Source organism: Microbacterium sp. SORGH_AS_0454, assembly GCF_031453395.1.
GTDB lineage: Bacteria > Actinomycetota > Actinomycetes > Actinomycetales > Microbacteriaceae > Microbacterium.
This window is the reverse complement of record NZ_JAVIYS010000001.1, coordinates 1,671,336-1,683,573: the sequence shown is the minus strand read 5'-3', so window position 1 is coordinate 1,683,573 and position 12,238 is coordinate 1,671,336. Positions and strand designations below refer to the sequence as shown.

Below are 12,238 nucleotides of genomic sequence, written 5' to 3'. Positions count from 1 at the left end.
CTCGCTACGGGTCAGGACAGGGCGTCGACCTCGGTCGCCCACTGCTTCCAGGAGGTCGCGGCGTCCTGCGTTCCGTCTTCCACTCGCGTGAGCGCCTTCTGCATGGCGTCGTTGATCTGGAAGTAGAAGGTGCCCTTGTACGGCGAGACCTTGACGGCCTGCGCGCGCTCGGAGAGCATCTCGCCCACGGGGGCGTTGTTGAAGTACGCGTTCGTGTTGCTGAGCAGCGCGTCCGCCTTGAGGGCGTCGGTCTGGCTCGGGAAGGTCCCGGCGTTCTCGAACGCCTTCACCTGGGTCTCGGGGTCGGTCAGCCAGTCGGCGAGCTCCTGGGCGGCTTCGACGTTCTTGCCGTTACCGGGGACGGTCAGGTACGACCCGCCCCAGTTGCCGGCGCCGCCGGGGAAGACGTTCGCGATGTCCCAGCCCTTGACCTCGGGGGCGTTGCCCTCGATGACGCCGAGCATCCAGCCCGGGCAGAGCATCGTGGCGAAGGCGCCGTTCGAGAGCCCCGCGAACCAGTCGTCCGACCACTGGCCGAGGTGCGCCGACTGCGTGGCGCTGGCCTTCAGCACCTGGTCGTAGATCTTCTTCACGTCGGGGTTGCTCGTGGCGGTGATCTCGCCGTTGTCGGGGTTCTCGTACGCGGCCTCGACCTGGTTGATCGCGCCCTGGTAGGTGCCGCCGGCGGAGTCGAAGAAGGCCTTGCCGGTCGCGGCGACGTAGGTGTCGCCCGCGGCGAAATAGGTCGACCAGTCGCCCTGGAGCATCTTGGCGACCTCGGCCCGGTCGGTCGGGAGGCCGGCCGCGGCGAAGAGGTCGGAGCGATAGCAGACGCCTTCGGGGCCGATGTCGGTGCCGTAGCCGACGAGCTTTCCCTCGGGGCTGGTGGCGGCCTCGACCTTGTAGTCGAGCCACCGGCTCTTGAGGTCGTCGGGCACCGGAGCCAGCAGGTCGGCGTACTCCATGACCTCGGGCAGCCAGTCGACCTCGATGGCCTCGATGTCGGCGAGGCCGGTCTTGCCCAGCTTCTGGAAGTAGTTCTCGCGGGCCTCGTTGCTGGTCGCGGCCTTGTTGTGCACGATCTTCACGTTCGGGTGCGCGTCCATGTACTCCTGCAGGAGCGCGTCGGTGTAACCGAAGTCGTTGAAGGTGGCGATGGTGAGGGTGACGTCACCGTCACCGCCCGAAGCGGAACCCCCGGCGCCGGAGCAGCCGGCGAGGACGAGGGCAGAGGTCGATGCGACGGCGGCGACGAGAGCCACCCGGCGCAGGGCACGATTTTTCACAGATCACTCCTTTGTGGTGGGTGCTGACCGGCGCTGGCGAGGGCTTCCTGCGACCGTGCATGGGAGCGCTCTCACCGATCGGGGATGACGCTATGGGATCGCTCCCACGCGGTCAAGAGGACGCTGTGAGATCGTTATGAAGCCCCGCCCGCTCGGCCCGGTCCGCCGTGGCGGGCGCCATCGACCGCTCGCGTAGACTGGCCTTCACAACGCCACCCGACTCTTGGAGCTGCAGTGCCCACCATCGTCGTCGACGTCATGCCCAAGGCCGAGCTTCTCGACCCGCAGGGAAAGGCCGTGGCCGGCGCCCTGTCGCGTCTGGGCGAGCACCGCTTCTCCGACGTGCGCATCGGCAAGCGCTTCGAACTGACCGTCGAGGGCGAGGTCGACGAAGCCACGCTCGCGCGGGCGCGTGAGCTCGCCGACGAGATGCTCTCGAACGCCGTGATCGAAGACGTCGTCAACGTCGAGGTGGTCGAGTGACCGCTCGCATCGGGGTCATCACCTTCCCCGGTTCGCTCGACGACCGCGACGCGCAGCGCGCCATCCGCCTCGCGGGCGGCGAGCCCGTCGGCCTCTGGCACGGCGAGCACGACCTGAAGGGGGTCGACGCCCTGGTCCTGCCCGGCGGCTTCAGCTACGGCGACTACCTGCGTGCCGGCGCGATCGCCGCCTTCGCGCCGATCATGGCCGAGGTGAAGGACGCGGCCGGCAAGGGCATGCCCGTGCTCGGCATCTGCAACGGCTTTCAGATGCTCGTCGAGGCGCACCTGCTGCCCGGGGGCCTGATCCGCAACGCCCACCAGCAGTTCATTCGCCGCGACCAGCGCCTGCGCGTCGAGAACGCCTCCACCGCGTGGACCAGCGACTTCGCCGAGGGCGAAGAGATCGTCATCCCCCTGAAGAACGCCGACGGCGGATACATCGCGGATGCCGAGACCCTGGCGCGCGTGAACGGCGAGGGCCTCGTGACCTTTCGGTACGTCGGGGTGAACCCCAACGGCTCGCTCGACGACATCGCCGGCCTGACCAACGACCGCGGCAACGTCGTGGGTCTCATGCCGCACCCCGAGCACGCGGTCGAGCCGGGCTTCGGCCCGGGTACCTCTGCGGCGATGCGTTCGGGCGTCGACGGCCTGGGCTTCTTCACCTCGGCCATCGCCGCCGTCGTGGGCGCCGCCGCCTGATCTCACCCGCGGTCTCGCTCGGGGCGTTCGCGACTCCCCCGCCCCATAGGGGCGGTCGTCCCGGCATCGATCGAGGAAGATGAGTCCGTGCGCGTACCCGATCCCGATCCGATCATCGAGGGCATCCTCAACCTGTGGAGCAGCGAGGCAGCGGCGCTGCCCTCCGAGCCACGCCTCGCCGAGATCCTCGGCGCGAGCCGCAACTCGGTGCGCGAAGCGCTGGTGCGCCTCGAAGAGCGCGGATACGTGCACCGCACGCAGGGCGCGCGAACCACCCCCAACCGTCGCCTCGCGGGGGTGGGCCGCCGGATCGACCAGCAGTTCGACCACTCCCTCTCGATCCGCTCCGCCGGCTACGAGCCGTCGCTGGAGCTCGTGTCGTCCGACCGTCTCGAGCTCACCCCCGGGTCACACCGCTTCGACGACCTGCCCGATGACACCACGGTGCTGCGCACGGTCAAGATGTGGCGCGCAGACGGAGCGCCCTACGCCCTGGCGGAAGACCTCGTCCCCGTGCGTCACGACGCCGTGCTCGATGCGCACCGCCCGGTGTTCGATCTCGCCGAAGCCGCCAACGGCGTACGGGTCGCCTGGGAAACCGTGTGGATGGAGGCGATCGGATTGGATGCCGAGAGATCACGGCTCCTGTCGAGCTCGCCGGGCACCCCGGTCATCGAGATGACCTACTGCGGGTACGGCGCCGACGATGCGATCGGGTACTGGTCGCGCGAGGTGCAGCTGCCCGCGCCGGAGGGGCTCCGCAACGCCCTGATCCGCCGGGTGCGCTCGTGAGCGTTTCGCCGGCGTAACAGTGCGGTGAACATGTCGGACAAGTTGCTCCTCTGCTTGTTGGACAAGCGTACGGTCGGATTACCCGACGAAAGCGAGCCGCCATGTCCGACACCCTCACCGTCCATCGCCTCACCGCCGAGATCGTGACCCCCGCGTCGTTCGACCCCTTCGGTGTCGTCCTCACGCCGATGGAAGACGGCACCCCTTTCACCGCGGAGGAAGCCGTGCTCGACGTGTCGAACGGCATCCCGCGCTTCTATCTGATGCACCTCGACGACAAGACGCCGGAGTTCGTGCGCGTGACCCGCCACCTCGAGACCACCCAGACGCTCATGTCCGTCGGCGACGTCGAGTGGACGATCGCCGTCGCCGCTCCCGGTATCGAGGCCCCGGCCCTCGACGACCTCCGCGCCTTCCGCATCCCGCCGCGCACGGCCATCACGATGCGCAAAGGCACCTGGCACGCCGGGCCCTTCTTCGCCGAGCCGAGCATGGACTTCGTCAACCTCGAGCTCGACGACACCAACGTCACCGACCACCACAACCACCGCTTCGACGACACCCTCGGCGTTCGCGTCGTGATCGACGGCGAGTGAGCGTGCTGACCCCGCTCCCCGATTCCGCCGCCCGCCTCGCCGCGCTCGAACGAGAGGCTGCGCACCAGAGCGCACTCAGCGCCGGTGACGGACGCTCCTGGGTCGGTGCGCGAGACGGCATCCGTCCCGTCGTGATCGTGGGCGCGGGGCAAGCCGGGCTCGTGCTGGCGCGCGGGCTCAGACGCCGCGGGATCGACGACGTCGTGGTGATCGACGCCGCCCCCGCCGATGCTGCCGGCCCCTGGACCACCTACGCGCGCATGCACACGCTGCGCACCCCGAAAGACATCGCGTGGCCCACCTGGGGGACCCCCGCCGTGAGCCCCCGCGCCTGGTTCGAGGCCGTGTACGGCCTCGCCGCGTGGGACGCGATCGAGTACTTCCCCACGATCGCGTGGCAGGGCTTCCTGCGGTGGTACCGGGAGGTGTCCGCCCTCACGGTGGTGCCCTCGACCCGTGTGCGTTCGCTCACGCCGACGAGCGCGAACGGTCCGATCGAGATGCACCTCGAGGGGCCCGACGGCGAGTGGATGCTGCCGGCTCAGCACGTCGTGCTCGCCACGGGCATCGAGGGGGCCGGAGGTCGGCACATCCCCGCCCTCCTGCGCGAGCTCCCCGCCGATCGCGTGCATCACACGCACGACGCGATCGACTTCGGGGCGCTCGCGGGGCTGCGCGTCGGCATCCTGGGCGCGGGGACCGGGGCGTTCGACAACGCCGCAACCGCCCTCGAGCATGGCGCGGCCAGCGTCGACGTGCACATGCGCCGACCGGCGATGCCGCAGGTGAGCCCCTACCGCTGGATGGAGTTCGCCGGTCTCATCGAGAACTACGGCTCGTTCACCGACCAGCAGAAGTGGGCGTTCAACGTCCACCTGTCGGCGGTCGACCAGCCGGCCACGCAGAACGCCCTCTGGCGCGCCCACGCCTTCGACTCCTTCCGCTTTCTCACCTCGTCGCCGTGGCAGAGCGTGGAGTGGACGGGCAGCGAGATCGCCGTGACGACGCCGCATGGCATCCATCACTACGACGTCGTCCTGGCAGCGACCGGGATCGTCTCCGACCTCGCGCAGCGCCCCGAGCTGGCGAGCATCGCCTCGGATGCCGTGCTGTGGAGCGACCGGCTCGACCCCGCCTCCGCAGCCCAGAACCCCGGGCTCGCGGCGTTCCCGTATCTCGACGACGACTTCGGTCTCGTCAGCCGGAGCGCGCCGGGGGCCTCGGCACTGTCGCGGATCCACATGTTCAACCACGGCGCACGCCTGAGTCAGGGCATGCTGAGCCACCAGATCCCCGGGCTCGTCGGCGGGGCCACGAAGCTCGCCGCCGCCCTGTCGCGGCGGTTGTTCGAGCGCGACGCCGGCGCGCTGCTGCAGGAGTACCTGGCATACGACGTACCGGTCGGTGTGCACATCGGGCGCCGGGCGCAACCTCCCTCACCCGCCGAGACGACGGGGGTAGCGTCTCTGCGGTGACGACCTCGACCCCCCTCCTCGTGTCCGTGCCCACCGACGAACTCCGCGCCGACCTGGGCGAACTGCCCGACGGCGTCGAGGTGGTGGTGTGGGACATGACGGGACCGGCGCCGCGCGACCGTTTCGACATGGTCGTGCCGCCGTACATGTCGATGGACGACGTCATCGAGAGCCTCTCCGAGATCGAGGTCGGACTCGTCCAGGGCCAGTCGATCGGCTACGACAACGTCGAGGGGCGCCTCCCGGAGGGGATCGTCTTCGCGAACGCCTCGAGCGTGCACGAGACGGCCACGTCCGAACTCGCCGTCGCCCTCACCCTCGCCGCGCAACGACGCCTGCCCGATTTCGTGCGCGCCCAGGACCGCGGCGAGTGGACCGGCGGCGGCGCCCCGGGCCTGGCCGACGCCCGGGTGACGTTGCTCGGCTTCGGCGGAGTCGGCCGCGCGATCGCCGCGCGCTTGAAGCCCTTCGAGGTCGATCTGCGCGCCGTCGCCTCGCACGGCCGCCTGCAGGACGAGGTCGAGGTGTTCCCCCTCGGCAAGCTGTACGAGGTGCTGGCCGAGACCGACATCCTCGTCGCCTCACTCCCCGGCGGCGAAGCGACGCGTCACGTCATCGACGACCGCGCCCTCTCGGCCCTGCCCGACGGCGCGCTCGTGGTGAACGTCGGTCGCGGCCCCCTCATCGACACCGATGCCCTCGTCGACCACGTGCGCCGCGGCCGCATCCGGGCTGCCCTCGACGTCACCGACCCGGAGCCCCTCGCCGAGGGCCACCCGCTGTGGAGCCTCGACGGCGTGCTCATCGCCCCGCACATCGGAGGGGCGACGGATGCCATGCGCCCCCGCATCGCTCGCTTGGTGCGTCAGCAGATCGAGCGCCTGCACCGCGGCGAGGAGCCGCTGAACGTGGTGCTCGGGGGCTGACCGTCGCGCGGGCTGCCCCGCGCTCCCGACGTTGGACCTTTCGTCGCCGCAGCCGATCATTCATGGTCTGCACGTCGGGGCGATACACCCCTGCACCGGCGGTTTCGGCATCCACCGCCCACTCAGCGCGCGCCGGCCGCCCTGGAGACGGGCCAGAATCGGACCATGGAACGTGAACCACTGGCCCCGCCGGCGACGAGTTCCCTCACCATCGCCCTGGTCGACCCGGCGTCTTCAACCGGACGCGCGGTCCTCCGACGCTTTTACACGGACATCGTCGGGCGTTACTGGGGGCCGGGATGCCACTGATCGCGAGGGTGAGCGGGATCGAGGCGCTGAGCGCCGAGCGTGGGATTCACACCCTTCGGTTGACCGTGCGTGACGATCTCGCCGAGGCCCATGGACTTTATCGCCGCCTCGGGTACGAACCCGTCTCTCCGTTCTCCACCTTGCCCTACGCCGACCATCAGCTTGCGAAGGCGCTGCGCGACGTTCGTTAGAGGATGCGTTCGGCCGGAGGACGTCGATTCATCTCTGTGCGGTGAGGCTGGCGCTTCAGAACGATGGTCCATCTACTCGCGGAGTTGATCTCGCGCCCTGTTCCAGCCCGGGGCTGCGTCGGGTGCGAGATGGTCGCGCGGGGGACTCTTCGTCGACATCGCCGTCACCCACGAGAAGCGCGATCTCTTCTGGTCGCCATCCGTACTCGTACGTGAGCGGACCGGTGAGCGCGTGAGTCGCCGTAGCGATGGTGGTCGCGACACCACGGTCGATGTCGACCGAGTGGGGGTCGAGATCGCGGGTCGCAGCTTGGAGATCCTCGACGAGCTGCCCTGCTCGGACGGGACCGTATGCCCTGGCGACGAGTTCCCAATCGCTGATGGTGAGCTGGGTCAGGGATCGCGATTTCCGTCGAGCGGCCCGAGTGGCGGGAACCAGCATCATCGCCACGGCGATCGTGATGGTGACGTCCACTGCCACCGAGGCTGTCAGTGCGGCGACGTAGCCGAATGGCGATCCCGGGCGGGCAGAGTCGGGCCCATACAGCGTCAGGGCGATCCCGCGGGCCGCGGAGTAGAGGCCGTAGAACGCCATCGCCCCCGCGAGGATCCTCGTCGGCCGGCCGGGAAGCTGATCGTTTCGGACAGCGAGCACCGCGCATGCACCGCACGTCACGGCCAACGCGTACAGCAACACCGCCCGGGCGATCTCAGCGGGCAGCAGTTCGGAGGACACGGCCACGATCAGACCCGCGACGGAGGCGAGCACCGCTGCCGCTCGGGCACGCCGTTCGCAGACCATCGAGACGGCGATGCCCATCAGTCCCACTGACAGGACGAGCGCCGCGTCAGCGGCAGTGTTCGCGAAGATCTTGTCGAGCTGGGGTGTTCCGACGACGTACATGACGCTTGCGCCCAGCGCCATGACGCCCGACGCTGCCGCGACGCGCAAGAACGCGGTTCGTGGGTCCAGAGGTTGACGTTGCGCGAACGAGGCTCCGACGACGATGATGACGGCGCCGACGGCGATCACCATGACTCCCACCGACAGCAACAACATGAGAGCCTCCTGCATCGTCACGAAGCGGCTGGCGAGAGTAGCCGGAGCGCCATCGTTCGGCCTTCCGATTGGCGAAGCCGACAAGGCAAGGCGGCGAGGGAGATGCGAACCCCGCGCTTGCTTGAGCAGGAATGTAGTGGCGCGAAAGCTCATACGTCGGAAGCGCGTGGGGATTGACAACGTAGCCACAGGCTGATCCCGGCCAGCGCGCAAGGCGAGCGCCGCGTCGTTCGCTCGCCGCAGGAGTGTTGGCCGTGTGCGGCCGGCCAGGACGAGGTCGGACAGGGCGACGGGCCGTCGCGTCAGCCCCGGAAGCCGGCGGGGTTGGCCAACAGGTCGCTGAAGGCCAACTCGGCGGGGCCCACGAGCATGAGCCGCGAGCGCAGATGTGCGCGCTCGAGGCGGATCGTGCGACCCTCGGCCCCCAGCGGGTGCACACGCACGGCATCGGCGAGACGCTCGCGACTCACCGAGAGCAGGGCGCCCAGGTAACCCGAGAGCACGACCGTCTCGGGGGCGAAGGCGTTGACGAAGTTGGTGAGGGCGAGCGAGAGCATCTCGACCTGGCGCGTCACCTCGGTCATCACGCGGGGGTCGCGGGCGACGCCGAGCTCGACGTCGAGTTCGTCCTCGTCGAGCTTGCGGCGGCCCAGGAGCGGTTCGAGCAGGTCGAGGCTGACCTCGGCCTCGAGGCACCCGCGGCGCCCGCACACGCAGGGGCGACCGCGCGGGTCGACGACGGTGTGGCCGAGCTCGCCGGCGTAGCCCGACGTTCCGCGCAGCACCGTTCCGTCGATGATCAGCCCGCCGCCGATGCTGTGCATCGCACCGCCGAGGTACAGCAGGTTGCCGACTCCGACGCCCACGCCGAACCGCGACTCCGCGAGGGCGCCGATGCTGGCGTCGTTGCCCGCGGCCACCGGCATCCCGAGCTCGTCGCTCAGCCGCGCCGCGACCGGATCGCGCTTCCACCCGAGGGTGGGCGAGACGAGGACGGAGCCGTTGGCGTTGACGAGCCCGGGGACCGCGAGACCCGCGCCGATCACGCGATAGTGGCGGTCGATGTCGGCGCGCATGGCCTCGACCGACGAGGCGACGATCTGCACGAACCGCTTCGGCGCGGGCGCCGTCGCGGTGTCGTGGCGAAGACGGGCGTGCACCACACCGCCGAGGCCGACCAGGGCCACGGTCACGGCGTGCGGCTCGGCGCGCACGCTGAGGGCGGCGACGTGGTCTTCGGGTTCGAGGTCGAGGGTGGGACGACCGACCTTGCCGGTGCGCTCCCCGCTCGGAGCCTCGCGGACGAGGCCGAGCTCGGTCAGCTCCATCACCAGGCCCGTGACCGTGGAGCGGTTCAGCCCGGTCATGGCGCCCAGCTGGGCGCGTGAGAGCGCTCCCCGGGAGTGGAGAAGCGACAGGACGGACGAGAGGTTCTGCTGACGGATCAGGTCGTTCGTCGTACGGCCAGCCGGCGGCGCGAGCGGGGTTGCGGGCTCGAACACGGCAGGGGTCATGAGAGGCGCACCTCTCCCATCATCCCATCGAGCGGACCGGAGTGTTCACGCGGCCGACGCACGGCGACGCGAAGGGGCCGACGGCCGGAGCGGCCGGGATGGGGAGCCGGCCGGGTGACCGGGCTCCCCATCCGGTCACGCACCGCCGTTGCGCCGCTTGTTGAAGATGTCGAACGCGACGGCCAGGAGCAGCACGATGCCCTTGATGGCCATCTGCCACGCGGCGTCGACGCTGAGGATCGACAGACCCATGTTCAGCACGCCCATGACGAGGCCGCCGACCACGGCGCCGACGACGGTGCCGATACCGCCCTGGACGGCCGCACCACCGATGAACACCGCAGCGATCGCATCGAGCTCGTAGTTCTGACCGGCCGAGGCCACCGCACCGCCGGCACGCGCGGTGCTGACCACGGCGGCGAGACCCGCGAGGGCACCCATGTTGACGAAGATGAAGAAGTTGACCCACTTCGTCTTCACGCCGCTCATCACGGCCGCGAAGAGGTTGCCGCCCATGGCGTAGATGTGGCGACCGAAGGTCGTGCGGTTGAGCACGAACGTGTACGCGAGCACCAGCACGGCCAGGATGATCAGCACGATCGGGGTGCCGTTGTAGGCCGCGATCGTGAAGGCGGTGGCCATGATCGCGAGGACCGCGACGACGTTCTTCGCCCAGAACGACCAGGCGACCTCGCGCGGCAGCTCGAGGCGGCGCAGCGTCGCGCGGGTGCGCAGCTGCTGCACGACGAGCAGGACGCTGGCGATGGCGCCGAGGGCCAGGGTCAGGGCGTCCCAGTTGCCGAGGTAGCCGAGGAACGGCGGCAGCCAGCCGGCGCCGATGGCGGTGAAGCCGTCGGGCAGGCCGCTGATGGTGCCGCCGGTGAGCAGCACGAGAGTGAGACCGCGGAACAGCAGCATGCCCGCCAGGGTCACGATGAACGCGGGTATGCCGACGAAGGCGACCCAGAAGCCCTGCCACGCCCCGACCACGGCGCCGACGACGAGCGAGAGCAGGACGGCGACGAACCAGGGCAGACCCCATTGGTTCATCGCGATCGCCGCGATCGCGCCCACCATCGCCACGACCGATCCGACCGAGAGGTCGATGTGGCCGGCGATGATGACCATCACCATGCCGATCGCGAGGATCAGCACGTAAGCGTTCTGCTGGATGAGGTTGTTGACGTTTCCGGGCATCAGCAGGCGACCGCCGGTGAGCACCTGGAAGAGCACGATGATGATGACGAGGGCTGCGAGGATGCCGAACTGACGGAAGTTGATGCGCGACAGGATGCCGCGACGTCGCGGCCCCGGCTGCGTCGGCGCCTCGACCGTCTGGGTGGATGCGGTGGCCATTGCTGTCAGTTCCTTCCGGCGGTCATGTGCCGCATGAGGTTCTCCTGCGTGGCGTCGTCGCGGCTGACCTCGGCCGTGATGCGCCCCTCGGAGATCGTGTAGATGCGGTCGGAGAGGCCGATGACCTCGGGCAGCTCCGACGAGATGACGATGACGGCCTTACCCTGGGCCGCGAGTTCGTTGATGATGCCGTAGATCTCGTACTTCGCCCCGACGTCGATGCCTCGGGTGGGCTCGTCGAGGATCAGCACGTCGGGCCCGGTGAACATCCACTTCGACAGGACGACCTTCTGCTGGTTGCCCCCGGAGAGTCGTCCCGTGATCGCGGCGACGCTGGGCGCCTTGATGTTCATCTTGTAGCGGTACGAATCGGCGACCTTGTACTCGCGGTACCGGTCGACCACACCGAGGCGGGCGAGACGGGCGAGGGCGGATGCCGAGACATTGACCTGGATGTCGCCGATGAGGTTGAGGCCGTACTTCTTGCGGTCCTCGGTGGCGTAGGCGATGCCGTGCTTGATGGCCGCGTCGACCGTGCGGACGTCGATCTGCTGCCCGTTCTTGTAGACCTCGCCGGAGATGCCGGTGCCGTACATGCGCCCGAAGATGCTCATCGCGAGTTCGGTGCGACCGGCACCCATGAGGCCCGCGAAACCGACGATCTCGCCGGCGCGCACCATGAAGGAGGCGTCGTCGATGACCACGCGTTCGGTGTCGACGGGGTGGTGGACGGTCCAGTTCTCGACGCGGAAGAGCTCTTCGCCGATGTCGGGTTCGCGCGGCGGGAAGAGGCTGTTCAGATCGCGACCGACCATGGCGCGGATGATCCGGCCCTCGTCGGTGTCGGCGTCGGAGCGGTGCATCGTCTCGATCGTGCGACCGTCGCGGATGATCGTGATGCGATCGGAGATGCGCAGCACCTCTTTGAGCTTGTGGCTGATGATGATGCAGGTGATGCCCTGCGTCCGCAGCTGGTCGATCAGATCGAGCAGGTGGGCGGAGTCGTCGTCGTTCAGCGCGGCGGTGGGCTCATCGAGGATCAGCAGCTTCACCTCTTTCGCGAGGGCCTTGGCGATCTCGACGAGCTGCTGCTTGCCGACGCCGAGCTCGAAGATCTTCGTCGCGGGGTTCTCGCGCAGCCCCACCCGCTTGAGCAGTTCGGCCGCTGCGGTGTTGGTGGCGTTCCAGTCGATGACGCCGCGACGCGACTTCTCGTTGCCGAGGAAGATGTTCTCGGCGATCGAGAGGTACGGGCTGAGCGCGAGCTCCTGGTGGATGATGACGATGCCGGCGGCCTCGCTGTCGTTGATCGAGCGGAAAGCCATCTGCTCCCCCTCGAGGGTGATGCCTCCCTCGAAACTGCCGGCGGGATAGACGCCGCTGAGCACCTTCATCAGCGTCGACTTGCCGGCACCGTTCTCGCCGCAGATCGCGTGGACCTCGCCGCGGAAGACGTCGATCGACACGTCGGCCAGGGCGGGAACCCCGTTGAACGACTTCGAGATCCCCGACATGCGCAGGATCGGTTCGGTCATGGTGTGCTTGT

General features: G+C 69.0%; 12 protein-coding genes. 7 read left to right on the top strand and 5 right to left on the bottom strand.

The window, feature by feature from the left end; translation table 11 throughout:
* Nucleotides 1–11: 11 nt before the first annotated feature.
* Nucleotides 12–1,286 carry an ABC transporter substrate-binding protein gene (locus tag QE454_RS07810; protein ID WP_307456340.1) on the bottom strand — a complete coding sequence of 425 codons (1,275 nt, stop codon included), beginning with the start codon at nt 1,284–1,286 and terminating at the stop codon, nt 12–14.
* 234 nt (nt 1,287–1,520) lie between these two features.
* Between QE454_RS07810 and purS the strand changes: the two genes are divergently transcribed.
* The 7 genes from purS (at nt 1,521) to QE454_RS07775 (ending at nt 6,762) form a co-directional block, all read left to right on the top strand.
* Nucleotides 1,521–1,769, top strand: a complete 249-nt coding sequence (gene purS, locus QE454_RS07805) for a phosphoribosylformylglycinamidine synthase subunit PurS (RefSeq protein ID WP_210072513.1) — start codon at nt 1,521–1,523, stop codon at nt 1,767–1,769.
* Nucleotides 1,766–2,473 (top strand): phosphoribosylformylglycinamidine synthase subunit PurQ, encoded by a 708-nt coding sequence (gene purQ, locus QE454_RS07800; protein WP_307456344.1) that lies wholly within the window; start codon nt 1,766–1,768, stop codon nt 2,471–2,473. The genes purS and purQ overlap by 4 nt, the downstream gene beginning before the upstream one ends.
* Nucleotides 2,474–2,560: 87 nt before the next feature.
* The gene (locus tag QE454_RS07795; RefSeq protein ID WP_307456346.1) at nt 2,561–3,265 is read left to right on the top strand and encodes a GntR family transcriptional regulator; all 705 of its coding nucleotides are present in this window, start codon (nt 2,561–2,563) and stop codon (nt 3,263–3,265) included.
* A 101-nt stretch (nt 3,266–3,366) separates the two neighbouring features.
* Nucleotides 3,367–3,861: an ureidoglycolate lyase gene (locus tag QE454_RS07790; RefSeq protein WP_210072515.1), complete on the top strand. Its 495-nt coding sequence runs from the start codon at nt 3,367–3,369 to the stop codon at nt 3,859–3,861.
* A complete protein-coding gene (locus QE454_RS07785) occupies nt 3,858–5,336 on the top strand; it encodes an FAD-dependent oxidoreductase (protein WP_307456348.1) in 1,479 nt (492 codons plus the stop codon). The genes QE454_RS07790 and QE454_RS07785 overlap by 4 nt, the downstream gene beginning before the upstream one ends.
* Nucleotides 5,333–6,262, top strand: a complete 930-nt coding sequence (locus tag QE454_RS07780) for a 2-hydroxyacid dehydrogenase (protein ID WP_307456350.1) — start codon at nt 5,333–5,335, stop codon at nt 6,260–6,262. The genes QE454_RS07785 and QE454_RS07780 overlap by 4 nt, the downstream gene beginning before the upstream one ends.
* A 317-nt stretch (nt 6,263–6,579) precedes the next feature.
* Complete coding sequence (locus tag QE454_RS07775; RefSeq protein WP_307456352.1) at nt 6,580–6,762, top strand: GNAT family N-acetyltransferase; 183 nt, start codon at nt 6,580–6,582, stop codon at nt 6,760–6,762.
* 55 nt (nt 6,763–6,817) lie between these two features.
* Here QE454_RS07775 and QE454_RS07770 read toward each other — a convergent pair whose 3' ends face one another.
* From QE454_RS07770 to mmsA, 4 genes are all read right to left on the bottom strand, one after another.
* Complete coding sequence (locus tag QE454_RS07770) at nt 6,818–7,822, bottom strand: hypothetical protein (protein WP_307456354.1); 1,005 nt, start codon at nt 7,820–7,822, stop codon at nt 6,818–6,820.
* A 302-nt stretch (nt 7,823–8,124) separates the two neighbouring features.
* Entirely contained in the window at nt 8,125–9,336 is a 1,212-nt protein-coding gene (locus QE454_RS07765; protein ID WP_210072519.1) for an ROK family protein, read from the bottom strand.
* A 135-nt stretch (nt 9,337–9,471) separates the two neighbouring features.
* Nucleotides 9,472–10,692 (bottom strand): multiple monosaccharide ABC transporter permease, encoded by a 1,221-nt coding sequence (gene mmsB / locus QE454_RS07760; RefSeq protein WP_210072520.1) that lies wholly within the window; start codon nt 10,690–10,692, stop codon nt 9,472–9,474.
* A gap of 5 nt (nt 10,693–10,697) precedes the next feature.
* Nucleotides 10,698–12,227 carry a multiple monosaccharide ABC transporter ATP-binding protein gene (mmsA, locus tag QE454_RS07755; RefSeq protein WP_210072521.1) on the bottom strand — a complete coding sequence of 510 codons (1,530 nt, stop codon included), beginning with the start codon at nt 12,225–12,227 and terminating at the stop codon, nt 10,698–10,700.
* Between the last annotated feature and the right edge of the window lie 11 nt (nt 12,228–12,238).

Excerpts from the sequence above, each read along its gene's own strand:
- mmsB (WP_210072520.1), bottom strand. The coding sequence starts at position 10,692 with ATGGCCACCGCATCCACCCAGACGGTCGAGGCGCCGACGCAGCCGGGG.
- QE454_RS07770 (WP_307456354.1), bottom strand. The coding sequence starts at position 7,822 with ATGTTGTTGCTGTCGGTGGGAGTCATGGTGATCGCCGTCGGCGCCGTC.
- QE454_RS07790 (WP_210072515.1), top strand. The coding sequence starts at position 3,367 with ATGTCCGACACCCTCACCGTCCATCGCCTCACCGCCGAGATCGTGACC.
- QE454_RS07765 (WP_210072519.1), bottom strand. The coding sequence starts at position 9,336 with ATGACCCCTGCCGTGTTCGAGCCCGCAACCCCGCTCGCGCCGCCGGCT.
- mmsA (WP_210072521.1), bottom strand. The coding sequence starts at position 12,227 with ATGACCGAACCGATCCTGCGCATGTCGGGGATCTCGAAGTCGTTCAAC.